Origin of the sequence: Aquimarina discodermiae (assembly GCF_040786235.1) — a bacterium.
Classification (GTDB): Bacteria; Bacteroidota; Bacteroidia; order Flavobacteriales; family Flavobacteriaceae; genus Aquimarina.
On record NZ_JBFMKP010000019.1, the window covers coordinates 14,187 to 40,959 of the forward strand.

Genomic DNA, 26,773 nt, shown 5'->3' on the forward strand with positions numbered 1-26,773 from the left:
GATTATCCATAATTTTGCTATCTTCTCATGACATCCCGCACAACCACACCTGACAGTTTTATAAATTTTGAAAAACAATAAGCATCCCTATCGAATCCACCTAGTAAAGAAAACAGCTTTTAAATGAATTTCACATTATTGTTAAGTTTCGCTACAATTTCGAATGGTGTGCTTTTCCTTATTTCTAAATATCATGATTTACTGTATAGATTTTGAATACTATTTTTAGAGCACCTTCTTCTAAACTAGTGATGTAATACCTTGTTTGTGTAGTAGTCTTCTTTGTTGACTTACAGAATACTTAACTTTCAATTCTGACAAATTGCTTTAACCCTTGCCATGAATTTTTTGGATATAAGTGAGATAAGCCCCTATAAATACTGCAGGTCCTTTTTTCCACTCTTCCATGTCCTATGTCCTCTTTAACCGAAACATCATCTGGTTTTTCTAATAAAGCCGTGTCTTTTATAGCTATCTCTAACGACTTTTGGTTGCCTTTTACTGCAATAATATAATCGGCTTGATGGCTTGTAATTTCACTTACAATATCCTTTTGACAACCCATTGCATCAATAGTGAATACACTTCCTTTGACAACTAGCTTCTTTATTAATTCTGGAATTGCTGTAATTTCATTGCTTTTGTCATCTACTCGAAGTTGAACAAGGGCTATCCCTAGTTCACTTGCCCAAACTGTTAAAATATGAAGACTAATAGAATTAGGATTACTTTTTGTTGAAGCTCCTCGAATAGTTTTACCATCAATAACAATAGATTGTACTTCGTCTAAATCACACAATGAACCAATCCAATTGGAGTAACATTCTTGAAAAGCCGCAGTATCTAAAACGGTTAAAAACCTTCGAATTGTCTCTGAAGAGGGAATGCCATTATGAAATTCCACATATTTTTTAAACCATTCAAGCTCGTTTTTGGCAAATTGAACCATCAATGAATATTTTTCCAAACCGCATAAAGCACTAACTAATACAATTAGTAGAATATCATAAAATGTGTGTTGTAGGTTACCTTTGTTTGTTCGTCTAGTTTCCAATGATTGAGTCAACTACCTCGGAGCAAGTTCACGAGGCATCCAGCGGATAAAGAATTTTAACATTTCGAGGCAAGCCTCGGAGAATTAAACTCCACAATGTGGATTAAAAAATTTCGAAACAGAATACGTGTTAAATTTTGAAGACGGTTGGAAAATCATTATTCTTTTATCCTCTACAGCAATTGGAAAAAGATTCCTAAGATGGCTTTAAAATAAAACTTCTAACCAAAAGTAACAACATTTTTTAAATGTGTTTGCGCTGACAAAACAACAAATTGATTTCTCTTTAAAATGTTTCAGCTTAAATCAATATATTTTTGAAACATTAGCATAATAACCACTAAAAACCAAAAAAGTTAGTACAACCATTTATCTGGTTGTTTTATAAGGATAAATAACGATTCCAATCCTGAATAAGATGCAAAAAGATGAACATAGTTCAAAAATCAGTTATCTTTCCTATTTTTAACAAAAACAACTTATGTATATAAAACGAAATATTAGCTGGGGGCTTATTATAAGATTTGCCTGGAAAAATATTATTTTCTTCACCCTATATTCTGCAATTATTTTTTCTGTATATCACTTTTGGGGATGGAAATTTATAGATATTCCGTTTCAGCCATTATCAGTTATCGGTATCGCAGTAGCTTTTTACATGGGTTTTAAGAACAGCCAAAGTTATGATCGCTTTTGGGAAGGTCGTAAAATTTGGGGAGGTATTGTAAACTATTCTCGAACCTGGGCAAATCAAGTATTATGTTTGGTCGAAGATGATCACAAAACCAAGCAAACTCTTATTTACAGACATCTCGCATGGATTAACGCGCTTAGGATTCAGTTAAGACAACCCACTTCTTTTTCAATAAAAGAAAATAGTGCTATTGAAAAACTTTTCAAAAAACACGGAGAGCAAAATCCCGCTTGTGACGTCACCACAAAATTTGTATCTGATGAAGAATACAATGATCTTTTGCAACGAAAAAATACAGCAACTCACCTAGTAAAAAATCAAGGATTACATCTAAAAAAATTACTCGAAGAAGGTAAAATATCCGAATTCGACAAACAAACGTTTCATAGTATTCTAGAAGAATTGTATAATTTACAAGGAAAATGTGAGCGGATCAAAAACACTCCTTTTCCCAGACAATATGCCTATTTTAGTACTCTTTTTACTTGGATTTTCGTTCTTTTGCTGCCTTTTGGACTTTTAAATGTTTTTGAAAGCGAATTGCATGAATTAGGAGACGGTATACAACAATGGTTTGTTTTCTTTTTGACACCACTATCTGTTTTGATCAGTTGGGTATTTATCACCATGGAAAAAATTGGAAGCAATAGTGAAGATCCTTTTGAAGGTAGAATCAACGATGTACCCATGACAGCATTGTGTAAAACCATAGAAATTGATCTAAGAGATATGCTAAATGAAAAAGATTTACCAGAAAAAGAAAAAGCCAAGGATAATATTTTGTACTAATGCCAATACTTCGATCGACCTTTAGCCCACCATATCTCTTTAGAAATGGTCATATTTCTACGATCTACCCTAATCTGTTAAGAAAAGTAAGAGGAGTTTTGCAGGAAAGGGAGCGCGTCGAACTACAAGATGGTGATTTTATAGATCTGGATTGGAGTTATGCATCTACAAAAGAATCAAAAAAATTGGCCATCATTATTCACGGACTAGAAGGTAATGGTCAACGACAATATATTATTGGGTTGGTCAAACACCTTACTGCCAATGGTTGGAATTGCGTTGCTATAAATTTAAGAAATTGTAGTGGAGAAATAAATAGGCTTTATCGTTCTTATTACGGGGGAGCAAGCGAGGACCTAGACCTAATTGTTACTCATATCCTAAAGAACCATCCTTACAATCATATTTCATTGTGCGGGTTTAGCCTTGGAGGTAATATCTTATTAAAATATCTTGGTGAAAATCGTACCATACCTTCTCAGATCAAATCTGCAGTAGGTGTTTCTGTTCCTTGTGATCTTTATAATTCGCTATCAGAAATTAGCAAACCTCATAATTATATATACCAGCAACGGTTTTTAAAACACCTTAAAGCTAAACTATACGAACGACAGGCTCAATTTCCAGAGTATTTAAAGAAAATAGACATCAAAAAATGCTCTTCCCTTATAGATATTGATAATTTATATACTAGTAAAGCTCATGGTTTTAAAGATGCTATTGATTATTATACCCAATGCAGTTGTAAACAGTTTTTGTATGATATAAAGACTCCTACTTTAATCTTAAATGCCAAAAACGATTCTTTTTTGGGAGTACAATGTTATCCAACTATTGAAGCTGAAAAAAGTAAAACATTGTTTCTTGAGGTATCAGAATATGGTGGACATGTCGGATTTTATTTACCAAAAAACATATATTACAATGAGCAAAGGACTTTGCAATTTTTTGAAGAAGTTTATTAAACCCATTGAAATAGTTTAAAAAAACGGACTCTACAACATAAAATCACACCGATATGATTTCATCGCTTTCTAATAACGCTTCTTGTCGCAGTCTAAGAAGAATTTGAGCAACCGCTACGGTATCTTTTTCACAATACAAGATAATACGATCAATATCATTTTGATCATAAAATACTTCCCGTACCTGACTACCATCTATATCATCTTTGGGTGATGGTATTCCTAAAATACCGGTTAACAATTTTAAAGAGGTATAATGTTTATAATCTCCAAATTTCCAAAGGTCCAATGTATCCAAATGTGCTACCTCCCAAGGTTTTTTACCAAATAGATTTAGCTTTTCTGGCAATGTTATCTGATGGATAATCATCCTACGTGCGATATATGGAAAATCAAACTCTTTACCATTATGTGCGCAAAGTAAATGATTGGGCCGATTAAAATGAGTTTCGATCAAATTCTTAAAATCAATCAATAATTGTTTTTCTTCTCCATAAAACGAAGTTGTTCTAAAAGATCTTGTTCCTTTAAATGTAAAATACCCAACAGAAATGCAGACAATTTTACCAAACTCTGCCCAAATTCCTGCCCGATCATAAAATTCTTCTGGAGAAAAATCTTCTTTACGCTGATATTTTGTTTTATCTGCCCATAAATACTTCATCTCATCGGTAAGTTCCTCAAAGTCTTTATGTTCGGGAACTGTTTCGATATCTAGAAACAGTATATTTTCTAAGTTAAGTTTATGAAGCATTTTGTAGCATTTTGAACGCTTCATCAATATAAATATAGAAATCTTCTGTAAAAGGTTTTCCAGCAGTAAAATCACCTCGATGATGCCCTAACCTTACAATCATAATATTATCTTCTGGAATACAAATTACATATTGTCCCAAAATACCTCTCATGGCAAAAATTTTCTTGTTTAAATGATCCGACAACCAAAACCCATAACCGTACATTTCTCCATTTTCGAAACGAGGACGAGTTGCCATTTCTGTAAATGCTGCGGGGAGTATTTGCTTACCTTCAAACACTCCTTTGTTTTTAAACAACTGACCAAATCGAGCAAAATCTCTGGCGTTACTTGACACACAACAATATGCTTTTTCCATACCGCTATCTTCACTGTCAAGTTGCCAAATCGCTTCTTGTTCCATCCCCAAAGGTTGCCAAAAACTTTCACTCAAATATTGTGATAGTGTTTTTCCTGTTGCCTTTTCTATTACCATTCCTAACAGTTGGGTGTTACCGCTCAAATATTCATATTCTTTTCCTGGCTCTTTTATAATATCCAACCCCAATAGTATCTCTCTTATATTCGAATCATAATACGTTTTTGCAGTGATAGAAAAGGGACTGGTATAATGCTCGGTCCAATCAAGTCCCGATGACATAGATGAGAGATCTCCAACTGTAACTTTTGCCGCAAGCCCTTCTGAAAACTCTGGAAAAAAATCACTTAGAGGTTGATTTACACTCTTTATATGCCCATCCATAATTGCTTTTCCTAGCATTCCTGTAACCAAGCTTTTTGCCATAGAAAATGAATTGGTTTTAGAATCTGCACCATATCCCTCTGCATAGTTTTCGTACCAAATACTATCATTTTTAATAATCATAAAAGCAACCGTACCCATTTCTTCATTAGTCGCATTTAGCTTATCTGTAGATTGTACACTATTATATGATTTATGCAATGGCCAGGTAATAGTGGTATTACCATTTTTTATGGTTCGGTTATCAAAATGAGGATAGTCGTCTATATACGCCGAAGAATGTCCTGTCATATATACCACACGAACTCCTTTTAAGATATAATCATAATCAAATATATAAAGTCCAATTACAATCAAAAGTAGTAAGTATAGGAGTCCTTTGAGTAGTTTTTTAACAATTTTCACGGTATAATTACATTTAAATTATTAATTAACGAATGTATGAAATTAACTTATATGAACTCATATAATATAAAAACTCCTTTAGATTTTTTACCGTCATAAAGGAGTTTCAAGACTTTAGGTTACACCTGTTTTTATTAACTGTTAAATTAAAATATTAAATATGGATGAAAGCAAGTTTTGCCTAAAGACAATAAGGAAAACCAAAGAATAAATGTTAAACAATATTCATCTTTTCATAAAGCTCTCTTTTACAATTTCTTGAAACTGGTAAGGATTTTCCATTTTTCATAATTACCGATCCTCCTTGTTCTTTTAATAGAAAATCTATATGATTTAAATTTGCGATGTACGATTTATGAATTCTTAAAAAATTATAATCTTGTAATTTTGTTTCGAAGTGTTTTAAACCTTTAGAAATAACAATTTCTTCATCATCTGTCATTATAAAAGTGGTATAATTTCCGTCACTTACACAATACAAAACATCTCCTGTTTTAATCATATGCACCCCTTTACCATCGGCTATAGATATTTTTGGAGTCTCTGCTACTTTAGAATATAACTCTTTAAAGTCACTCATAAAGCTATTTTCTGAAGAAGAAGAAGAAACCTCTTTTATACGAATGGTTTTATCCACTACTTTTATAAGTTGTCTCGGATCTATAGGCTTAAGCATATAATCTATCGCATCATATTTATACCCTTTGATTGCATATTTATCATAAGCAGAAACAAAAACTATTTTAAAATCTATTTTGTCTAACTCATTAAGTATATCAAAAACAGATATGGCTCCCAATTGAATATCCATAAATATCAAATCAGGCTTTACCTTTGAGAGTAGTGAAAGAATTGATTCTCTATCATTAGCTTCTCCTATAATTTGCACTTGAGGGCAGTATGAATTTAAAAGCATTCTTATATTCTCTCTGTCCTTTTTTTCGTCATCGATAATAACACATTTAAGTAGCTGGCTCATGTTAATTCCTTTTTTGGTTAATAGGCAATGTAATTACCACTTCGGTTCCTTTTGGTGTACCTGATTCAAAAAACAAGTCATTAATACGTACACCTGCATTGTGACTCCCTATTTTATTTAAGATTCGTAAACGTTCATTAGTGTTTCTAGTGGCAATGGATAAATGAGATGAATTATTTCCTTTTTTCTTCAATTTTTCTGCTTCTTCTCTACCTATACCATTGTCTTTTATTTTACAAATAATTGTCATTTGTTCTTGTTTAAAAGACAGTTCTAACAATCCTTTTTTATTGGCATGTGAAAACCCATGAATTATTGCATTTTCAATATAAGGTTGAATCACCATGGACGGAATAGTCGGGTTTGTATTCACAATCTTTTCATCTACTAGATAAATAGCATCAAAGCTTTCTTCAAATCGCCCTTTTTCTATGTTTATATACGATTTTAATAAATCAAGTTCGTTATTAAAGCGAGTATAAATACTTTCAGAGCTTGATAAAACTTTTCGTATTAACCCAGATAATTCTGTCATATACTCTATTGCTTTTAAATTTTGATTTTTTAGAATAAAGTTTTGTAACGCGCTAAAAGAGTTAAATAGGAAATGGGAATTCATCATAGATCGTAACGATTTAAAACGATTTAAGCTTAACTCCTCATTTATTTGATGAAAACGCACCTTGTTTTTATGCTTATGATACAATAAGGTTGATAAAATAAGTGCCAAAAAGAAAGCCAATACATAACTAAATAGTTTTACCTTACCTATTTCTTCTCCTTGTTTTAGATTAACTTCTCTTAGGTTAGATAGTTTTTTTTGATTTTCGATCAAAAGTTTTCTAGCTTCTAATTTGGCAATTTTTTCTTTGACTTCCTGATTGTCTTGAGTCTCTTTTAAAGATTTTGCTTCTTTCAAAAAAGTAATACTTTTTTTATAGTCACCTAGAGCTTCATATGCTTTAGATAGATCTTCTTTTGTTCCTATAATGGCAGTGATTTGACTATATTTAATATCAAACTCTAAAGCTATTTTAAAATAATTTATAGCTTTTTCATATTTACCCATTTCATAATACAAGGCACCCATGGTATGCATAAATGCAGGATAGATTCCGTATTGTTTAAACTTATCTATTTCTTCTAAGTTTATACTCTTTTTTACTAAATAAAGTCCTTTTTGAGGCTCTCCATTTTGTAAATAAGCATACGCCATATTATTATAAACCGTAAGATTATTAACAATATTTTTATTTTTATCAAACAATTTTAGCGATTTTTTGAAGTAAAAATAGGTTGAATCAATATCTCCTAAATCTCCATAAATCCCTATCAAATTGATATATATGTTTACCATTTTTTCTGGATCGTCATTATCAACATATTTTAGCGAATTTTTAAAATCATCTTTTGCTTCTCTAAAATTCTCTATATCCTGTAGTAAACATCCTCTAGCTAACAAGAGATTATGATGTAACCTATTATCAACATCACTATTTATCATATCAAAACCCTGATTAAAAACACTCAAGGATTTTTTATAATCCCCCATTTTATGATAAATACCTCCGTATCTTTTTTTCACCTCTATCAAGCAATTAGTATCTCTAACTTTTTGACAGTAACTTTCTAGAAAAGAAAGTGTTTCTTGTGCCTTCGTATATTGTTTTAACTCTACATATTCGTATACAACCTTAATTCCTGATTTTAATAATCTCTTTTTGTCACTTCGCTTTCTTGCTAACCGAAAAGCTTTTAAATACTCGGTCTTTGCACTTGCGTCTTCGCGTAATGCGGATAAACTATCTCCTCTTTTTATATAGAGATTAATCGTATCTTTTAAGGAATATAAAACTGGAAAATCTTGTTGCTTATGCTCAATGTTCTGAGCACAATTATTGGATACAAATATCAATATCACAATACAAGTTGTGAAAAATCGGGTTCTAAAAGTGGTCATATTATTAAGACGTCTAACTTTTGAAATACCCTAACTCAAAAAATGTTAATATTATATTAACATCCCCTTATTGTACTAAAACAAAGATTGTTGTGGTGATGGTGTTTCATGATCAAGAAGCCATTTTTTGCGCCATAAACCTCCTGCATACCCTGTCAATGAGCCATCGGTTCCTATAACTCTATGACAAGGAATTACAATCCATAAAGGGTTTTTACCATTCGCACTTGCCGCCGCTCTAATACATTTAGGATCTCCCAATCTTTTTGCAATATCGAGATAAGATGCAGTTTTGGCAAAAGGAATTTTTAACAATTCGTTCCAGACTTTTTTTTGAAAATCGGTTCCTATAGGGTTTAATATCAAATCAAAATCAGTACGTTCTCCTTCAAAATACTCTTGTAATTGTATGGTAGCTTTTTTTAAACAATCCGGAATTTTTGCCGAAGGGATATCGGTCTGTTCATCATCTGTTATAGAGATACGTTGTATTCCGTTTTCATCTCCGGTTATTATGGCAATTCCTAATGGAGTTTTTACATTTACCGAGCTACTCATCAGTTTCTTTATCTTCTAGAATACCTAGTTTTCTAGCTCTTTTTTCCCAATTCTTACGTGCCAACTCTTGCATATTTGAGTCTTGATCGCTTTCATCCATAATTTCTAAGCCAAGTAAAGTTTCAATAACATCCTCCATACTTACCAAACCACTTATAGAACCATATTCATCTACTACCAATGCCATATGTTCCTTTTGCTCTACTAGTTTTTCGAATAAACTGGGCACCGCTACATTACGATCTACCACAAACATTTTTCTTCTTAGGGCGCTTAATTTTTTTGTGTGGTTATCCTCAGCCATTTCTTTGTAAACTTCATCTTTTAGCACATAGCCCGTAATATTATCTGGTGTATCTGCATAAACCGGAACTCTGGAAAATCGTAAGTTTTTATTTTCTTCGAAAAACGCAGCTATATTTTGGTTTTCTGAAGCTATTTTTAAGACACTTCTAGGAGTCATTATATCTTTGGCAAGAATATCTCTAAAGTTTAATAAGTTTTTGATCACTTTGGATTCTGACTCTTCAAAAATACCTTCTTCTTCTGCAATATCTGTCATTGCTGTAAAATCTTCACGGCTTAATACAGATCCATGATGTCCTTTACCTCCTATCAGCTTGGTAGTAAGTTGTAACAACCAAAGAATGCCCGTGTATTTTAGCGGAGCAATTAAAACAAGTAATGCTTTTGAAGTAAAATTAGCTAGTTGTTTCCAAAATTTTGCCCCAATAGTTTTTGGTATGATTTCTGAAACTACCAATATCAAAATGGTCATAATAGTCGACACGACCCCTACCATATTAATACCCATGATATCAATCTTATAAGGAAGTTGTTCTGCTTGCACACCCACCAAAATTGCTCCTACTGTATGCGCAATTGTATTAAGGGTTAAAATGGCAATCAAAGGTTTGTCTACATCCTTTTTAAGGTTTTCTAAAGTTAGCGCATAAGATTTGCCTTCTTTCTTTTTTACATTGATAAAAGTAGGAGTCACACTTAGAAGTACTGCTTCTAAAATAGAACATAAAAAAGAAAAGAAAATCGAAAGTATTGCGTAAATAATCAGTAAAGTCATTGCTACATTTTTGAAGGAACTAATTTACCATTTCTTTCTCTATAAGCCCTTAATAACATAAATTTATTTGCACCTACAAGGCTTATGAAAAAAACTTCAATCGATTTTAAGCATCACCACCCTACATACCGTGGTGGTTTTATTTCATTAAGGTTAAGATATACTATTAATTGTCCTCGATGATGTGTTACGTGATCCTGTAATAAATTTAAAATCTGTAGTCTTGATTTGCGCCCTGCAAAAAAGTCAATTTCTACTTGCAAATCATCTTTAGTACTATTTTGGACTTGGGTATATACCTTATCAAAGGCATTCTCTAACAGTTTTATGATTTCAGATTTTTTCTGAGGCACATTTTTCTTAAGTGCTTCTCTATCAAACTTTTCTTCAGAAAAATAAGTAGTTCCTAACCACAGCATATTTTGACGAATATGAAGCAATTGTTCTTTAAACATCATTTCACGTGCTGTAGGTTTAAACTCATAGTTATCTTCTGGCATTTTATCTGCTATTTCTAACAAATATTTTTTAGAATTCTTCCACTTCTCTAAAAATGCTGTTTTAACAGAAAACTGTTGTGCGCTAACTATTCCTGAAATTAAAAAAAATACAATCAATACCTTCTTAGTCATTCTTATTCCTCTTATTTATTTTTTTTACTCATTTCAGACATATATACTTCTACTGCTTGAAGTTCTTCTTCTGTAAATGTTTTGATAATTGCAAAGTTTGTTTTCATAACAGTATATGTTTCGGGATCCACAATTGGCTCAGCGTCTTGTTTTAAAAATGCAATGATATCTCCTTTTTCTTCATTATAAACTTTCATAATCTCTAAGATACTAGGACCTATAGATTTTTTATCAACCTTATGACAAGTATAACATTTTCCTTTACCATTAAAAACCGTTTTCCCCACATCAAAAGGAGATAATTGTTCTTTCTTTGTTCCAATTTTAATCTCAGGTTTTTTTTCCTTTTTACCTGATTGACAACTTAGGATTCCCAACGTAATTCCTATACAGAATATCGCTATTCTTTTGCTAAACTTCATCAATATTATTCGTTATATTTTTCTTTAATTTTTTCGATGTCGCTTTTAAATCTTTCTAGCAAATCTTTAGAAAAATTAGAGATTACTTCATTCTCCTTAATATCCTTACCCATACTTGCTTCGGCAATTTTTGTAAGTGCATAGATCATAAAATCATATTCATAATCAGGGCCATTGTCAGAAAATACTTCAATAACTTTTTTGTACAATGTCTCGATATCACTTTGGTTTTGGCTTTCGTACTCAAAAGACCATTTGATATCTTTTCCTTTGGGGTGTGCCTTTAATATTTCTTCGAGCACTTCTGACTCTTGTTGCTGGATTACGCCATCACTCATTGCAATCACATAGAGTAGTTCTCCAAATGTCTGATATAATCTATCCCTACTTATCATATGTTATTATTTTGAAATTATTTAACCTAAAAGCTTAACCACATCCTTGGCAAAATAGCTGGCAATAATATGGGCTCCTGCTCTTTTAAAAGCCATCACTTGTTCTAACATAACTGCATCATGATCTAACCACCCTTTTTCTGCTGCAGCTTTCAACATAGCATATTCTCCGCTTACTTGATACACCGCTACAGGAACATCTACAGCATCTCGAACATCTCGTACCAAATCCAGATAACACAATCCTGGTTTTACCATTACAATATCTGCACCTTCATCTATATCCATCAACGTTTCTTTAATAGCCTCTTCTCTATTGGCAAAATCCATTTGATATGTTTTCTTGTCTCCAAATCCAGGAGCAGAATCCAAAGCATCTCTAAAAGGGCCATAAAAAGCAGACGCATATTTTGCACTGTAACTCATAATCCCAGTATTTTTATAGCTTTCTTTTTCTAAAAGTTCTCTAATAGCCAAGATTCGACCATCCATCATATCACTTGGAGCAACAAAATCGGCACCTGCCTGTGCATGAGATAACGACATTTCTGCAAGCACTTTACACGTTTCATCATTAACAATATACCCATCTTGTACAATCCCGTCATGTCCATAAGAAGAATACGGGTCTAATGCCACATCGGTCATAACCAACATTTCAGGAATTGTCTCTTTGACAGTTCTAACCGCTCTTTGCATTAACCCATCGGGATTAAGAGCTTCGGTTCCTTTGTTATCCTTTAATTCATCTGGTACTTTTACAAAGAGTAAAACCGATTTTAATCCTAATGACCATATTTCTTTCACTTCTGCTTTAAGTAAGTCTAGGCTATATCTAAAATAACCTGGCATGGATGTGATTTCTTCTTTAATATTAGTACCTTCAACAACGAATAAAGGAACTAAAAAATCATTTGGAGTTATGACATGGTCTCTTACCAAAGAACGAATCGCATCATTGGTTCTAAGTCGTCTATTTCTACGAATTTGTTGCATTCTTAATCTCTAAAATTTAATAGGGGATAAAGATACTTATATATCTGGTATTCTTTGTTTCAAAAAAACCAGAACTTCTCTAAACCCATAAAAGTACTTTTCCTTAAAAAACATTTCAAACCTTGTAACAAAACCTTAACAGGTTCTACTAATCTTAAAACATTTAATTGGCAAAAAATGCTAACAATACAAAATCTCAACAAAACCTATCCTAATGGTACCCAGGCGCTAAACAATGTTAATCTAACATTGGAAAAAGGAATGTTTGGGCTTTTAGGCCCTAATGGCGCCGGAAAATCAACATTAATGCGAACTATTGCAACCTTACAATTGGCTGACTCTGGAACCATTCAGTTTGACGATATTGATGTTTTTAAACAACCCGAAGAGTTACGAAAAATTCTAGGGTATTTACCTCAGGATTTTGGAGTATATCCAAAGGTATCGGCAGAGATGATGCTTACGCATATTGCCAAGGTAAAAGGAATTGTAAATAAGCAAGAACGAAAAGGGTATGTTGCAGATTTATTAAACAAGGTAAACTTATATAAATTTAGAAACCGTAATCTAGGTGATTTTTCTGGAGGAATGAGGCAACGTTTTGGAATAGCTCAGGCACTGCTTGGGAATCCAAAATTAATTATTGTGGATGAACCTACCGCTGGATTGGATCCTTTAGAACGTAACCGTTTTCATAATTTATTAAGTGAATTAGGAGAAGATGCTGTAGTAATCTTGAGTACTCACATCGTCGACGACGTAACAAATTTGTGTCAAAACATGGCGGTGTTTAACGAAGGTAAAATCTTGGCACAAGGAAATCCTCAAGAATTGTCAGCCTCATTGACGGGTAAAGTTTTCAAAAAGCAAATTGAAAAATCAGAACTAACAGTAATCGAAAATGAATTTACTGTACTATCTAACTACCTAAGAGGAGGAAAGTTCTTTGTTAACATCCATCATGATACCAATCCAGGAGACGGATTTAACCCTGTTAACAATGATTTAGAAGATTTCTACTTCTATTGTATTAATAAAAAAGAAAATCAAGAACAGGTTTCTTTATAAAAGAAGTTACTATTTTAATAAGCTTTATTAGTTGTCAAAGTGTTTAATAATAAGTTTTACTACATTATTTACATTGTCTAAAAAAGAGTCAATAAAACAAGCCATAACAAGTTATTTATTACTTATTAAAATGAACCGTTGGTAAGTTTTATAAACATCTAAAACAATATTACAAACACATGAAAGAAATATTCTTATTTGAACTTAAATATCGACTCAAAAGACCCGCTACATGGATCTATGCAGCATTAGGGTTTACTATCGCTATTTTGATTGCAGTCTTTCAAAAATCTGTTACAGCACAATTTGTAAACAGCCCGAATAATATTATTGATGTTATTACACCAATATCTGTTATTAGTATTTTCTTTTATGCTGCCATCATGGGAGTTCCTATTTATAGAGATCAGGATCATAAAACGGCACAAACCTATTTTACATTTCCAATTACTCAAAAATCATATGTATTAGGAAGATTTTTAGGTAGTTTTACCATAGCATCTCTTGTCAATATATATATTACTCTGGGTGCAATTCTAGGTTTTTCTATTGGCGTATTTTTAGAAAGGCCCGATTATGGTGTTTATGATAGTTTTAATATAACTTCTTACCTTTTACCTTTCATCTTTATTTTAGAAATAAATGCCTTATTGGTAGGAGCTTTATTTTTTAGTTTAATGGCCTTTTTCAAAAAAATGCCAATTATTTATCTGGGTGGTATCTGTCTTTTTCTTTTATATAGTATCTCAGGGGATTTACTAAAAAGTATCGATAATCAATGGTTAAGTATTTACCTTGATCCTTTTGGAGGAAGAGCTTTTCGTTTTGTCAAAAAATATTGGTCAATTAATGAGTTAAATAACAATCAGCTCCCTATTTATGGTAAATTCCTAATTAATAGAATGCTTTGGTTAGGTTTAGGAGTCATTTTCTTTTTAATCACCTATTTTAAATTTGACTATAAAAAGTTTTTGCTTTCTGGCAAGAAAGAGAAAAAGTCAAAAGATGACAATTACATCCCTACCCCAACAAAATCAATAACTCAAGTATTTACCAATAAGACGAAATGGCAAACCTTGTTTTCTTTAAGTAAGATAGAGTTTTTATCTATTTTAAAAAGTCCCGTCTTTATTATCTTATTACTTATAGGTATTGTTTTTGCAATATTTAGTATTTATAATGTAAATGAATTATACGGTACTCCTAATCTACCATTTACCAGATATGTTGTTTCTTATGTAAATGGAATTATTTCCTTTCTATCTATAGTAATATTAGTGATTTATTCGGGAGAAGCTGTTCATAGAACACGTAATAATAGAACATTCGTCTTTTATGATGCATTGCCAATAACAAATGCCAGCTTATACTTTTCTAAAATCATATCCTTAACCGGAATTGCAATTATATTGATCTTGGCAAACATACTTATCGGTATATTATTTCAGAGTTTTAATGGGTATTTTCAGTACGATTTAGGAATGTACTTTGTATATAATTTTGTGTTGGTTTTTCCTACATTTCTGATTACAATTCTACTCGCTTTTTTTATCCATGTCATGGTCAACAATAAATTTTTGGGACATTTTATTATCATCCTACTTTATTTTGGCTTACCGATATTGGTTGCTTTGGCATTTAGAATTACTAATCCTATGTACACCTTTACAGGTACAACACCCATATTTATTAGTGATTTAAACCGATTTGGGCACTATTTGACAGGTATAAGTTGGTTAAACCTATACTGGATTCTCTGCACGGCAGTACTCATGATTATCGGTAAAATATTTTGGAATAGAGGTTTCTTTTCTTCTGCCAAAGAGAGACTTAGAATGGCCAAAGAACGGCTAACCATCAAAACGACTATTGCTTTTATTAGTTTACTTATTGCTTTTATAGCTGTTGCAGGTTATACGCATTATAATTTAGCAGTTTTAAATACTATTGTAGATGGATATACTTCTGAAAAAATAAATGCCGATGCAGAAAAAAAATATGCCAAATATATCGGTAGTGCACATCCACAGGTTACAGACCTAAAAGCGTATATCGATATTTTTCCTGAAGAACGTAATGTAAAAGCGAAAGGAGATTTCAAGATTATTAATAGTTATGACTCACCTATTGATACATTACGCTTAGAAATTGAGTATCCCGGAGCGCACACCACTTTAGAAAAAGTGATTTATAATGGTGTACATCTTACACCTGTAATGACAGATTCTATTTATAGGGTTTATTTTTATAAATTACCCAAGACAATGTTGCCACAAGAAAAGGCTAACCTAACTATCGAAGTTTTTTCTGAAACCAAAGGTTTTGCTAATCGACTAGAAACACAAGTATTAACCAATGGTTCTTTTCTAAATCATACAATTTTTCCAAGATTTCATTATAATCAAAGTATTGTAGATAATGGGGTAAGAGTAAAACATGGTTTAAAAAAGCTTGATTATCTGTTTCCGCCCAGAACAGATTCTATTGCATTAAAGAAAAATCTGTTTAATGAAGATGCCAATTATATTAATTTTGAAGCAGTCGTTAGTACTTCTGACGATCAAACTGCATTGGCTCCTGGTAAATTAATGAATCAATGGAATAAAGATGACAGGGCATACTATCATTATAAACTAGAGTCTAAAACAGATCTCTTTTTCAATGTAGTATCGGCAACATATGATGTAGAAAAATCAAGTTGGACCGCTTCAAATGGTAAAAAAGTTGACATAGAAATCTATCATTCTAAGAAACATAAAAGAAATCTTGAATACTTTATCAATGGCGTCAAAGTGGCGTTAGAATATTGTTCTAAAAACTTCTATGAATACCCAAATTCTATTATTCGAATTGTAGAATTTCCTGCACATTCGACTTTTGCACAGTCTTTTGTTACCACCATACCGTATTCTGAAGATTTTGGATTTGCTGCTAATTTTGATAAGGCCGAAGATTTTAATTATGCATTTAGGGTAACTACTCACGAAGTAGCACACCAATGGTGGGGTCATTTGGTGACTCCAAGCAAAACGTCAGGGGCCAATATTATTTCTGAAACTCTTGCAGAGTACTCTTCGCTTATGACCATGAAACATGAATATGGTGAAAACGGAATTAAAAATTTCTTAAAACACTCATTAGACAAATATTTAAGACAACGAGCTTTTAGTCTTAAACCAGAGCGCTCATTGATTAATGTAGAGATAGGACCTCATATATGGTATGAAAAAGGATCGATGGTGATGTATGAGTTACAAGATATTATAGGAGAGCATAAAATCAATACTGCGCTAAAAGAATTTTTGCACGAATACAAAAATTTTGAAAAAGGGGTGTATCCAACCTCAGAAAATCTATACGAAGCCATATTAAAAATTGCACCAGATTCTTTAAAGTATGCAGTAGAAGATGGCTTTACCAAAATTGCATTGTACGAAAACAGAGCAGTAAAAGGAGTTACCAAAGAACTAGAAGACGGTTCGTATGAAACTTCGTTTACTGTAGATTCGAAAAAAATATATTATGATGATAAAGGGAAAGAGGAACGTACTGATGATAAGACCAATTACATCGAAATAGGGGTTTTTGGTGATGATATTACAGACGAAAAAGAGGTCCCTCTAAAAAACCCATACTATCTTAAAAGAAAATGGCTAAAACCTGGTGAGAATACATTTACTGTTATAACAGCTAAAAAACCAACTAAGTTTGGCATTGATCCTTATAACAAATTAATAGATAGAAACTCTGGAGATAATCTTCAAGGCGTTGAAGATTAATCTCATGTAACAACGATCGAGAAGCGCTGTCTCGATCGTTGTTTATGATAAAATCATACAATTCAATTCTAATTGTTCTTCATCTTTATTTAGCATCTCATGCAACCATTGCAACAAAAAAGAGGTCTATTAGTATAAAGATATATCAACCAAAAAATAAATCATGTACGTTAGATTTATACTACTGTTTTTCTTCTTAGGTTTTATTACAAACGCACAGACCATATCTGGTACTGTTCTAGATAAAAAGAGTAATAAGCCTATTCCATATGCTACGATTCAATTTTCTAAAAATCAAGGAATTATTACTAACGAAGAAGGGCGATTTAGTATCACATTAGAAGACAATATCTCAGAAAGTGATTCTATTCATATCTCCTCTATGGGTTATGAAAAAATAGGAGTTTCTACCCATTCTCCTATTGATAGTATACTATATTTATCTCCCAAAGCCATAGAGCTTGGTGGTGTTTTTGTTACGAATAAAAATCTAACTGTTGATGAGGTTATAAGTAATGTAAAAGAAAGAATCTCACAAAACTATGACTTTGAGTTATCACAGGAACGATTATTTTTTAGAGAATCAGAGTTTAACACCATAAAAAAATTGAATGTTGATTTTAAAAAATCAACCATAGAAGAACTTAATAAAAAACTAATTGATAGCATTGTAGCTATTCTTCCTAAAAAATCAGCATACTATACAGAAATTTTAGGCGAATACTCTGGTGATGCAGAAAGGAGAAAGCTTCATATTAATAAAGCAGCAGAGCTATATGACAAAAACAATGCTGTGTCTATGGATGCAATGTCCAAGCGCATAGAAACTATTTTCAAAGACAATGTAAAACCAGATTCTTATCTCAAAATCAAATCGGGTTGGTTTGGCACCAAAGTACAGGTCGACTCTATCCTAGAAAGTAATGAAAATGCCGAAGGTGTAAAAGATAAGATAGAAGATCAAAAAGAAAAAAAGGAATTTCAGAAATATCGTAAATCCAAGCTAAAAAGCATTGTTTCAAGTCTTTTCTATAACGAAGATGTAAAATCCAATTTTTTAAACAAATCCAGTCGTTATACTTTTGAAATTAAGGATTATACTTATATCAATGATCAAAGCGTGTATATTGTTTCTTTTGCCCCTAAAAGAAGTGAAGATTTTAAAGGTACTATGTATATTAATACCGAAGATTTTGCAATTGTAAGAGTAGATTATAACAATGTAAAACCTCTTAAGAAATTTAAGCTCTTAGGCATTCAATATCAGGATAATTTATATCGTAATAAAGTGATTTTTACCAAAGGAGAAAATAATAAATACCATCTAAAATATCTTGAAATGTATAGAGGTGGCTTTTTTGGATTTGATCGTCCCTTAAAGGTTATAGAGAAAAACAAACATGTAAAAGGCAAGCGTAAGCAAAACGAATTATCGTTAGAGATTAATGCTGTCACTACTTATAAAAATAAATATGAAATTATTGTTTTTGACTCAAAACCATTAACCGAAGCCGATTATAAAAACAGTAAAGAAAATAAAACCATTACTCCCGAATACCTCTCTAAATACAATCCAGATTTTTGGAAAGGGTATACCATTATAGCACCTAATGCGGCTATTCGGGAATTTACTGCGGTTTCAGAACTTGAATAAATCATTGACCATATTATAAATTGCTTTTCATAATTAGTAGTAATACCATATTATCTTTGGAATTACTCAAAAAATAAACAGGGATTTTTGATTTAGACAAGAAAGAAAATCGAAGCATAGCCGTAGCTACGGTTCTATTTTATTTCGCAGTATACATTAAAAAGAACTATTAGTTATGGGAAATTTCAAAGTTGAAATGGTATAAAACTACTTATGTAACTTTTGTTAACATTAGAACTTAGTTATGAATGTTTCAAGTGCAATAAAAACTGGTATTTTCTTAATTTCAGCATAGCATCGCCATGATCATACTGATTATAAACAACTAAAAAACTGCATTTTATACATTAACACAAACAGTTTATACAGAGAAACAAACCATTCAAACAATTAACATCATCTATGCCTTAATTAATTGCTAATTTCATCATCAATATTATTTATTAACTTAAAACCGATGCAAAATGAAAAGATTAAAAATGAATTTTGGTAGCTTATTTACCGTCTTATTTCTTGCTACTCTATATGCTTGTGACAAAGATGCACTTACTGATAACCAACCAACGAACGCTCAAGAAATTGTTTCTAAACAAAACGATGTTATCTACCTTGAAAACATTTCTACTTTTCAAAAAACTCCTCTTAGAGATATTGGAATTGATCCTAGGGAAAATTCTGTGTTTGGAGATAAGTATAGTACAGAAAGAACCAATAATGTACGAAATTTTGTAGAGAATTGTGGTGATAAACTTAGAAAAAGAGGGGTACTACAAGAAGCACCTTTATTCTTTGTATACCGATCGGTAGCAGCTGGTGGCGTTGCTAGAAAACTTACAGAATTTGCCGCTAAACCTCTTCTTATAAAAGCAAAAAGTATAGATCCTTCTATTATTCTTACTGGTAGTTTAAGAAGGTTATCTGGTTTGTTACCTACCAATACATTACTAAGTAAAAGTAAAACACCAGGAATTGTAACAGGGATAGATTCGAGATACAGAGTAATAAAAGAAGATATGGAGAAATTTATTCTATATTATAATCCCAATAGAGAATTAAAATGGTTTAAATCTACAGAAACCCCTCCTAAAGAATGGAAAGTTTGTGAATTTGCAGGTAACAATAAATCAACACCTTATATTGCAGATTGGGATTTGGTAACAATTGGAGTTCAAAAATCTATTTTTAAAAATTGGAAAGGTGATAAATCTATAATGGATATAATCAATGCCGGAAAACTAGGTATTGTACCTGTTTGGATGCAAGAAGTACTTAACGATATTGGGCATTTTGACCTAAATGCCACACAACACGGATCAGAATCGCTATACTGTGGAAATGATATACGTAATGAATCTTTTTTTATAGCATCAATTAGTGGTAGACCGGGATCTGATGTAAAAAGTGAAGTAATTACTAATTGGAATGCCTTTATAAGTAAAATGAAAAAGGAAGAGGCCAATGGTTATTTTCTATATGAATTTGATCCTTTTGATGGTACTTCCAAAAAATTGAACTTATCTTCAGAAATCATAAAACTCAATAAAAAAATCAATGGTATTTTTCCTTGAAACGAAAAACTATGTTTTATGCAAGAACCTAAATGAATAAAAACAAAACTTTCTATGTTTTAATACCGATTAATCGGTATTAAAACATAGAAAATTGCATCATTTCTTATTTGAATAATCAAGACGCATTGACATAGTCAGAAGTTTCATTTATAATCCTGTAAATCGTTCTTTCTGTCACAAACAATCTTTCTGAAAGTTCTGTAACTACTGTTTTCATTTGTTTATGATGATTCTCACAAACATACTCTTGAACAAACTTTCTTCTTTTTTCTAATAATTTATGGTTTTTTCTCATTTTTTAAAATGTATTGATATACGATTTTAATCAAACAACACTAATTATTTACATTCATTATTTAAATAAAATCCAAAGTAGTATCCTACTTCTTTTTCGTAAACATAACTTTGAATTGAAAAATCGTATATAATAGGCGCATTTAATAATTTCATGGTTTTAATGGTTCTATAAATTGTATTCTTCGAGACCTCTAAGCGAAGTGCTAAAACCTCTGGAGGTCCTGTTGCCTTGATTCGAATCAGTTGGTCAATCTTTTTCATTATTTCAACAGTTTTACTCACTATTTCCATATACAATTTATAATTAGATAGATTATTCTGTTTACAATATTGTGATCATACAACGCTACCATCTAATAGGTTGATAACTCGAGAACCATACTTCATATTTTTTTCAGAATGGGTTACTTGTATAATGGTTACTCCTTCTTTATTAAGTTGGGTAAAGGTTTCCATAATTTCTTCTCCCTGTTTAGAGTTAAGGTTTCCTGTAGGTTCATCTGCAAGGATTAACTTAGGACTTGCAATAAGAGCTCTGGCAATGCCTACCAATTGTTGTTGCCCACCACTTAACTGAGAAGGAAAAAGGTCTTTTTTGCCTACAATATTAAACCGATCTAACATATCCCCTACTAGGGATTTTCTTTCAGAAGCTCCAAACTTTTTATAAAGCAAAGGCATTTCTAAATTTTCTTTTACGGTTAGTTCATCAATCAAATGATAGGATTGAAAAACAAACCCAATGTATTGTTTGTAAAGGTTGGCTCTATGTTTTTCTTTAAGGGTGTGGACAGAATCTTCTAAAAATGAATATTCTCCTTCATTAAAATCATCCAGCATACCAATCACGTTAAGTAAAGTAGATTTTCCTGATCCCGAAGGCCCCATAATAGAGATAAAATCCCCTTCATTTACCCAGAAATTTATATCTTTTAATAAGAAAATTTTCTGACCTCCCGACTGTACCCATTTTGATACATTTTTTAATTGCAATAGCATATTCTTTTGTTTTTATAATATTTTAATTTCTTTTTATTTTAAATCTAATTCGTTTATTCTGTTCTTAATTTTTTTGCAGGATTAGAGGTCGCCACTTTGACCGTCTGTAAACTTACTGTTAACAAGGTAATAGCGATAGCACTAATTGCAGCAATAATAAATATCCTAATGTCTATAGAAGCTCTATATGCAAAATTTTGAAGCCACCAGTCTACCAAAAGATAGGCCATGCAAGAGGCTAGCACCACCGCTATGACTACGAGCCTTGTAAATTCTGACGAAAACAAAATAGCCAATTGAGAAACCTTTGCACCCAAAACTTTTCTAATGCTTAACTCTTTTGTACGCTGTTCTGCCGTAAAAGCCGCTAACCCAAATAGGCCCAAACATGCGATGATTAATGCCATAAGTGTAAACACATTAAGAATTGTAGCCATTCTTTTTTCTGAAATAAACGTATTTTCGAAATCCTGATCCATGAAACTGTACTCAAACGGTACAGCGGGATCTATTGCTGCAATATCTTGTTTAACTCTATCTATTACACCCTGAAGATCATCTGGATTTTTCACCAACATTGAATTAAGTCTCATCGAGTAGTAGGACAATCCTGCACCATAATCCCACACCTTATCATTTTGATGATGGATAATCACCAACGGGGCAATTTTTTGGTGTAGACTATTTATATTAAAGTCTTTAACAACACCCAACACTTCAAATTGATCTTCACTTCCTGAAGCGATAGCTAATATTTTACCTATAGGAGAATCTGTTTTATAGGTGGTTTTGTCTCCCCATCCTAATATCTTTACAGCTTCTTCATTAAGAATAACTTTGTATTTATCATTGGATCTGGATGCATCAAAGTTCCTACCTGCAAGAAACTCAACTCCCAATAAGTCCAGATAATCTTCTTCTGTTCTTAGATTTCTAAGCTGTACTACATCATCTTTGTCCCCAATTGTTTTATATCTATCCCCCGACCAGACATTGGGAGGAAGCCCAAAGGACTTTCCTACTGCCGAGAATGCCGGATTAGACAAAAGCTTGGCTTTAAGAGTTTCTGTATCAAAGCCGATTTGTTCTATGTTATGAATTTGCAAAATGTTATCTTTTTTAAATCCGACATCTAGAGACGAGGTATACCCTAATTGTTTTTGAACAAATAACGTACAGATCACCAAAGCAATAGATATAGTAAATTGAAATACCACTAATCCATTTCGAATTCCTTTTCCTTTAAATCTTTCTCCCACCTTTCCTTTAAGGGTTTCTATAGGTTGAAACATAGAAAGATAAAAAGCTGGATAGCTACCTGAAATTAAACCAAGCATTACGATAAACATCAATATTATTCCCCAAAACGAAGGATTCGAAAAATGAGGTATCAATTCGATATTAACATCTGCAATCGTATTAAATGCTTTTAAGGAAAATTGTACTAACAAGATGGCAAGCACAGTGCCTATCAATACAAAAAGTGTTGATTCGAGAATGAACTGTTTAATCAATGATTTTCGTTTTGTTCCTAACACTTTTCTTACTCCAATTTCTTTGGCTCTTTTAGAAGATCTTGCCGTAGAGAGATTCATAAAATTGATACAAGATAATATCAAAACCAACATACCAATTGCTCCAAATATTTTTACAAAAATTGGGTTTCCTGTTGGGCCAAAGGAATGCATGGTAGGCTCGCCAGATTTATATACTTCGCTAAGTGGTTGTAGACGCAGTTCCCAAGGATTTCCAGCAGTGAACTCTTCAAAAGTCTGATTAAAAATACGTTCTGTAGTAGGAGGTGCCCATTTTGGGGGTATTTCCTGAATCTTGGCAGTTAATTCCTCTATATCTGTTCCTTCTTTTACCAACCCATAGGTCGAGAACGCAGTCCATATCCATTTCCATCCATGGGCTTCCATTCGCTCTGAAAAACTCTTTAAAGAAATCAATACTTCGAATTGAATATGAGATTTATAGGGTATATCTGCCAGCACACCTTTTATGGTATAGATTTTCCAGGAACCATCATAATCTCGCACTTCTACCGTTCTTCCAATAGGGTCTTGGTCTCCAAAATAGCGCGTGGCAGTTTTGGCCGTGACTACCATGCTATAAGGTTCTGCAAAGACCGTTTTAGGATTTCCTTTCAAAAATTCGAAAGAAAAGACATCAAAAAAGTTCTCTTCTGCTGCAAAATACTGTTCTTCTTTATATAAATTCGTTTGATCTTCATTCTCGGTTTTAACGATTTGAGTACCGCTATTAAGAATCCTCGTAACTTCTTCAAATTCTGAAGCATCCTCTCGCAATGCTACGGCTACATTAGGTCCTGTTGTCGAAGAAACTCCTTTCCAATCCTCCCAGATATTAGGTTGGTTTACTCTGTAGATACGATCTGCTTTATCATGAAATGTATCATATGTAACTTCGCTATGAATATATAATCCAATAATAAAACAAGTAGCAATCCCTATACTCAAACCCAAAATGTTAAGAATGGTAAATTGTTTTTGCCGAATTGCATTTCTCCATGCAATCATGATATAGTGTTTAAACATGGTTTCTTTTTTTTATTAGTTATTTTATTCTACCCGAAGGCTTTTTATAGGGTTTACCATTGCCGATTTAAAGGATTGTATCCCTACCGTTATACCTACAATCAAAAGCGCCAGTAAGCCTCCTAAAACCATCATCCACCATCTAATATCAATTCTATAAGCAAAAGTTTGTAGCCAATTGTTCATCAACCACCATGCTACGGGTATCGCGATACAACCGGCAATGATAACTAAGGCAATAAATTCTTTTGATAACAACAATAAGATTCTGGTGATACTAGCTCCTAATACTTTACGAACTCCAATTTCTTTAACTCGTTTTTTTGCTATTAGTGAAATAAGGCCAAACATTCCCAGACAAGAAATCAATATGGTAAAGAATGCAACAAAATTTACAGTTTTTAAAATACCTCTTAACAAATCATACTGCGCATTAGTTTTGTGTGATAACATTTCATATTCGAACGTTCTTTTTGATGGTATTTGTGCAAAATCATTTTCTAACTGCTTAAGAACTTGTTGTTCTTTTCCTTTTACAATCTTAAGCATCAAATAATTGTTATTTTTTAGTTGTTGTTTTCCTTTATAGAAATGTGCCAGAGGTTCTATGTCATTTTGCATTCCTTGATAATGAAAATCTTTGGTTACACCAACTACCTTAAAACCATCTGAAGCTTCACCCTTATTCACTAATCTCTTATTTTCAAGATCTGTCCAACCAAGTGCTTTCATAGCCTTCGCATTAATAATGATCGTGCCTATATCAATATCGCTCTGATTTTCTTTAAAATGGCGTCCTGATAGTAAAGGAATATCCAATGTTTTAAAATAATTGGCATCTGTACGTCCATGGCGAACACGAACTTCTTTGCCCGTTTCTGGATCCATAAAATTGGTATAGTTTCTATAGTAAGCAGAAGGAACAATTTGTGTAGTAGAAAAATCCTGAACAAATGGATTTGATTTTAGTTTATCCAAAATTTCAGAAAATTTGGACTCTGCAGACTCTTTATCTGTATACTCCAAATCAATTCGTGCAATACTTATATTTTCCTGCTCATACCCCAAAGGAGCATTTTTCATAAAACTAATCTGATAGTTTAATATGATGGCAGTACATATGAATAAAATGGCTAGAGAGAACTGTACAACAATAAATACATTTCTGAAAAAAAGATTTTTCCTTACTCCGTTTATTTTTCCTTTTAGTGCAATCGCGATAGGCAAAGAGATAAAACGAAGTGTTGGTAACGTTCCTACAATAAGAGTTATGAATATCCCCAGGCCTAAAAAATATAAAATCACAGGGTAATCATTTGGTATCTCGATAGCTATTTCACCAAAGTTTCCTCCAAATATTTCATTAATTTCTGGTAACAGCACCCAAGCAAATAAAAATGAAGCCACCACAAGAGAAATTAGAACTAGTAACCCATTTTCTAGACAAAACTGAAATACAATACTCTTTTTATGATCACCTAAAATCTTCTTTACTGCCAACTGTCTTGTTCTGCCATACATAACAGAAGTGTTCAAATTAATGAGGTTCACCAAAACGATTAGTAATACAAAAATGATGGTTGCAATCGCACCTTTAATAATGATCCCAGCAATCGGAATGTTATCAACTCTCACCTCTGTATATGGAACTACTTTGATTGCTTTTATATGAGAAGGTTCTGCATAATTTTGACGAACGAGATCTAATACCTGGTTTTCAAATTTTTGTACATCAGCATTTGCATTAAGACGTATCATATTGTAAGTAAATGAGTTACTCCAACCTGTATGTTCTTTAAAATTTTGATAGTCTTCTACTAACTGGGTAGATAATAGTACCCCTAAACGCAAAGAAGCATAAGAACTAATAGGCTCTAAAACACCGGCAACTTTGACACTAAGTGTGTCATTTAATACTAATTTTTTACCTACCGGATTTATTTCTCCAAAAAACTTTTTACTTACTTTATCGGTAAGCACCACATCGTATTTATTCTTTAGCGCAGTAAGATCATCTCCATATTTTAGCGGAAGTGTAAATACCTCAAAAAAGTCGGCATCTACATAAGATGTTCTTCTTTCTTGTAACTCTATATCTTGATAAGATAATAAAGGTAAATCCCAGTCAAAAAAATGAGTACCTGCCACTACATCAGGACACGAATTTTTTATCTTCTCTAACAATGGGTAGGTCGTTTGATTATAATCATGACCCGAAGTGGTAAAGGTTTTTAAGTAGTATACGTTTTCCTCTTCTTCTATAAAACCATCTGCATTATAGTATACATGCACTACAAAAACCAACGTCATGATACTGGCAAGTCCTAGAGTTAATCCAAATAGGTTTACCAATGATAACATCTTATTTTTAAGCAAATTTCTATAGGCAATCTTAAGATAATGTTTAAACATTGT

At 32.3% G+C, this 26,773-nt stretch carries 22 protein-coding genes; 6 read left to right on the forward strand and 16 right to left on the reverse strand.

Features of this window, described 5'->3' with window-relative positions:
* Positions 1-301 precede the first annotated feature (301 nt).
* Positions 302-1,054 carry an ISAs1 family transposase gene (locus ABW636_RS13400; protein ID WP_367590543.1) on the reverse strand — a complete coding sequence of 251 codons (753 nt, stop codon included), beginning with the start codon at positions 1,052-1,054 and terminating at the stop codon, positions 302-304.
* 481 nt (positions 1,055-1,535) lie between these two features.
* On the opposite strand from ABW636_RS13400, the gene ABW636_RS13405 reads away from it, so the two are divergent.
* A complete protein-coding gene (locus ABW636_RS13405; protein WP_367590545.1) occupies positions 1,536-2,537 on the forward strand; it encodes a bestrophin family protein in 1,002 nt (333 codons plus the stop codon).
* A complete protein-coding gene (locus ABW636_RS13410) occupies positions 2,537-3,502 on the forward strand; it encodes a YheT family hydrolase (protein ID WP_367590547.1) in 966 nt (321 codons plus the stop codon). The genes ABW636_RS13405 and ABW636_RS13410 overlap by 1 nt, the downstream gene beginning before the upstream one ends.
* A gap of 43 nt (positions 3,503-3,545) precedes the next feature.
* Here the strand turns inward: ABW636_RS13410 and ABW636_RS13415 are convergent, their stop codons facing one another.
* The 10 genes from ABW636_RS13415 to hemB form a co-directional block, all read right to left on the reverse strand.
* Complete coding sequence (locus ABW636_RS13415) at positions 3,546-4,256, reverse strand: 3'-5' exonuclease (RefSeq protein ID WP_367590548.1); 711 nt, start codon at positions 4,254-4,256, stop codon at positions 3,546-3,548.
* Positions 4,246-5,406, reverse strand: a complete 1,161-nt coding sequence (locus ABW636_RS13420) for a serine hydrolase domain-containing protein (RefSeq protein ID WP_367590549.1) — start codon at positions 5,404-5,406, stop codon at positions 4,246-4,248. The genes ABW636_RS13415 and ABW636_RS13420 overlap by 11 nt, the downstream gene beginning before the upstream one ends.
* A gap of 214 nt (positions 5,407-5,620) precedes the next feature.
* A complete protein-coding gene (locus tag ABW636_RS13425) occupies positions 5,621-6,385 on the reverse strand; it encodes a LytR/AlgR family response regulator transcription factor (protein WP_367590550.1) in 765 nt (254 codons plus the stop codon).
* Position 6,386: 1 nt separating this feature from the next.
* Positions 6,387-8,306, reverse strand: coding sequence for a tetratricopeptide repeat-containing sensor histidine kinase (locus ABW636_RS13430; RefSeq protein ID WP_367590551.1), 1,920 nt, complete (start codon positions 8,304-8,306; stop codon positions 6,387-6,389).
* A 114-nt stretch (positions 8,307-8,420) separates the two neighbouring features.
* A complete protein-coding gene (locus tag ABW636_RS13435) occupies positions 8,421-8,903 on the reverse strand; it encodes a methylated-DNA--[protein]-cysteine S-methyltransferase (protein WP_367590552.1) in 483 nt (160 codons plus the stop codon).
* A complete protein-coding gene (locus ABW636_RS13440) occupies positions 8,896-9,984 on the reverse strand; it encodes a CNNM domain-containing protein (RefSeq protein ID WP_367590553.1) in 1,089 nt (362 codons plus the stop codon). The genes ABW636_RS13435 and ABW636_RS13440 overlap by 8 nt, the downstream gene beginning before the upstream one ends.
* Before the next feature lie 113 nt (positions 9,985-10,097).
* Positions 10,098-10,616, reverse strand: a complete 519-nt coding sequence (locus ABW636_RS13445) for a DinB family protein (RefSeq protein WP_367590554.1) — start codon at positions 10,614-10,616, stop codon at positions 10,098-10,100.
* An 11-nt stretch (positions 10,617-10,627) separates the two neighbouring features.
* Positions 10,628-11,038 carry a c-type cytochrome gene (locus ABW636_RS13450; protein WP_367590555.1) on the reverse strand — a complete coding sequence of 137 codons (411 nt, stop codon included), beginning with the start codon at positions 11,036-11,038 and terminating at the stop codon, positions 10,628-10,630.
* A 5-nt stretch (positions 11,039-11,043) separates the two neighbouring features.
* Positions 11,044-11,433 (reverse strand): tellurite resistance TerB family protein, encoded by a 390-nt coding sequence (locus tag ABW636_RS13455; RefSeq protein ID WP_367590556.1) that lies wholly within the window; start codon positions 11,431-11,433, stop codon positions 11,044-11,046.
* 21 nt (positions 11,434-11,454) lie between these two features.
* Positions 11,455-12,429 (reverse strand): porphobilinogen synthase, encoded by a 975-nt coding sequence (gene hemB, locus ABW636_RS13460; RefSeq protein WP_367590557.1) that lies wholly within the window; start codon positions 12,427-12,429, stop codon positions 11,455-11,457.
* A gap of 177 nt (positions 12,430-12,606) precedes the next feature.
* Between hemB and ABW636_RS13465 the strand changes: the two genes are divergently transcribed.
* The 4 genes from ABW636_RS13465 (at position 12,607) to ABW636_RS13480 (ending at position 20,498) form a co-directional block, all read left to right on the forward strand.
* Entirely contained in the window at positions 12,607-13,497 is an 891-nt protein-coding gene (locus tag ABW636_RS13465; RefSeq protein ID WP_367590558.1) for an ABC transporter ATP-binding protein, read from the forward strand.
* Between the two features lie 179 nt (positions 13,498-13,676).
* Positions 13,677-17,276: an ABC transporter permease/M1 family aminopeptidase gene (locus ABW636_RS13470; protein WP_367590559.1), complete on the forward strand. Its 3,600-nt coding sequence runs from the start codon at positions 13,677-13,679 to the stop codon at positions 17,274-17,276.
* Positions 17,277-17,439: 163 nt separating this feature from the next.
* The gene (locus tag ABW636_RS13475; protein ID WP_367590560.1) at positions 17,440-18,930 is read left to right on the forward strand and encodes a carboxypeptidase-like regulatory domain-containing protein; all 1,491 of its coding nucleotides are present in this window, start codon (positions 17,440-17,442) and stop codon (positions 18,928-18,930) included.
* Positions 18,931-19,394: 464 nt separating this feature from the next.
* A complete protein-coding gene (locus tag ABW636_RS13480; protein WP_367590561.1) occupies positions 19,395-20,498 on the forward strand; it encodes a hypothetical protein in 1,104 nt (367 codons plus the stop codon).
* 118 nt (positions 20,499-20,616) lie between these two features.
* Here the strand turns inward: ABW636_RS13480 and ABW636_RS13485 are convergent, their stop codons facing one another.
* The 5 genes from ABW636_RS13485 to ABW636_RS13505 all read right to left on the reverse strand — a co-directional run bounded on the left by ABW636_RS13485 (position 20,617) and on the right by ABW636_RS13505 (position 26,770).
* Positions 20,617-20,796: a hypothetical protein gene (locus tag ABW636_RS13485; RefSeq protein WP_367590562.1), complete on the reverse strand. Its 180-nt coding sequence runs from the start codon at positions 20,794-20,796 to the stop codon at positions 20,617-20,619.
* 44 nt (positions 20,797-20,840) lie between these two features.
* Positions 20,841-21,059: an HTH domain-containing protein gene (locus tag ABW636_RS13490; protein WP_367590563.1), complete on the reverse strand. Its 219-nt coding sequence runs from the start codon at positions 21,057-21,059 to the stop codon at positions 20,841-20,843.
* Between the two features lie 75 nt (positions 21,060-21,134).
* The gene (locus ABW636_RS13495) at positions 21,135-21,797 is read right to left on the reverse strand and encodes an ABC transporter ATP-binding protein (RefSeq protein WP_367590564.1); all 663 of its coding nucleotides are present in this window, start codon (positions 21,795-21,797) and stop codon (positions 21,135-21,137) included.
* A gap of 53 nt (positions 21,798-21,850) precedes the next feature.
* Positions 21,851-24,358, reverse strand: a complete 2,508-nt coding sequence (locus ABW636_RS13500) for an ABC transporter permease (RefSeq protein ID WP_367590565.1) — start codon at positions 24,356-24,358, stop codon at positions 21,851-21,853.
* Positions 24,359-24,382: 24 nt separating this feature from the next.
* Entirely contained in the window at positions 24,383-26,770 is a 2,388-nt protein-coding gene (locus tag ABW636_RS13505; RefSeq protein WP_367590566.1) for an ABC transporter permease, read from the reverse strand.
* Positions 26,771-26,773: the final 3 nt, after the last annotated feature.

Bases quoted from the DNA above. Each gene is read 5' to 3' on its own strand.
- ABW636_RS13435 (WP_367590552.1), bottom strand. From the start codon at position 8,903: ATGAGTAGCTCGGTAAATGTAAAAACTCCATTAGGAATTGCCATAATA.
- ABW636_RS13410 (WP_367590547.1), top strand. From the start codon at position 2,537: ATGCCAATACTTCGATCGACCTTTAGCCCACCATATCTCTTTAGAAAT.
- ABW636_RS13485 (WP_367590562.1), bottom strand. From the start codon at position 20,796: ATGAGAAAAAACCATAAATTATTAGAAAAAAGAAGAAAGTTTGTTCAA.
- ABW636_RS13440 (WP_367590553.1), bottom strand. From the start codon at position 9,984: ATGACTTTACTGATTATTTACGCAATACTTTCGATTTTCTTTTCTTTT.
- ABW636_RS13500 (WP_367590565.1), bottom strand. From the start codon at position 24,358: ATGTTTAAACACTATATCATGATTGCATGGAGAAATGCAATTCGGCAA.
- ABW636_RS13470 (WP_367590559.1), top strand. From the start codon at position 13,677: ATGAAAGAAATATTCTTATTTGAACTTAAATATCGACTCAAAAGACCC.
- ABW636_RS13405 (WP_367590545.1), top strand. From the start codon at position 1,536: ATGTATATAAAACGAAATATTAGCTGGGGGCTTATTATAAGATTTGCC.
- ABW636_RS13445 (WP_367590554.1), bottom strand. From the start codon at position 10,616: ATGACTAAGAAGGTATTGATTGTATTTTTTTTAATTTCAGGAATAGTT.
- ABW636_RS13425 (WP_367590550.1), bottom strand. From the start codon at position 6,385: ATGAGCCAGCTACTTAAATGTGTTATTATCGATGACGAAAAAAAGGAC.
- ABW636_RS13415 (WP_367590548.1), bottom strand. From the start codon at position 4,256: ATGCTTCATAAACTTAACTTAGAAAATATACTGTTTCTAGATATCGAA.
- ABW636_RS13465 (WP_367590558.1), top strand. From the start codon at position 12,607: ATGCTAACAATACAAAATCTCAACAAAACCTATCCTAATGGTACCCAG.
- ABW636_RS13475 (WP_367590560.1), top strand. From the start codon at position 17,440: ATGTACGTTAGATTTATACTACTGTTTTTCTTCTTAGGTTTTATTACA.
- ABW636_RS13495 (WP_367590564.1), bottom strand. From the start codon at position 21,797: ATGCTATTGCAATTAAAAAATGTATCAAAATGGGTACAGTCGGGAGGT.
- ABW636_RS13505 (WP_367590566.1), bottom strand. From the start codon at position 26,770: ATGTTTAAACATTATCTTAAGATTGCCTATAGAAATTTGCTTAAAAAT.
- ABW636_RS13490 (WP_367590563.1), bottom strand. From the start codon at position 21,059: ATGAAAAAGATTGACCAACTGATTCGAATCAAGGCAACAGGACCTCCA.
- ABW636_RS13455 (WP_367590556.1), bottom strand. From the start codon at position 11,433: ATGATAAGTAGGGATAGATTATATCAGACATTTGGAGAACTACTCTAT.
- hemB (WP_367590557.1), bottom strand. From the start codon at position 12,429: ATGCAACAAATTCGTAGAAATAGACGACTTAGAACCAATGATGCGATT.
- ABW636_RS13480 (WP_367590561.1), top strand. From the start codon at position 19,395: ATGAAAAGATTAAAAATGAATTTTGGTAGCTTATTTACCGTCTTATTT.
- ABW636_RS13450 (WP_367590555.1), bottom strand. From the start codon at position 11,038: ATGAAGTTTAGCAAAAGAATAGCGATATTCTGTATAGGAATTACGTTG.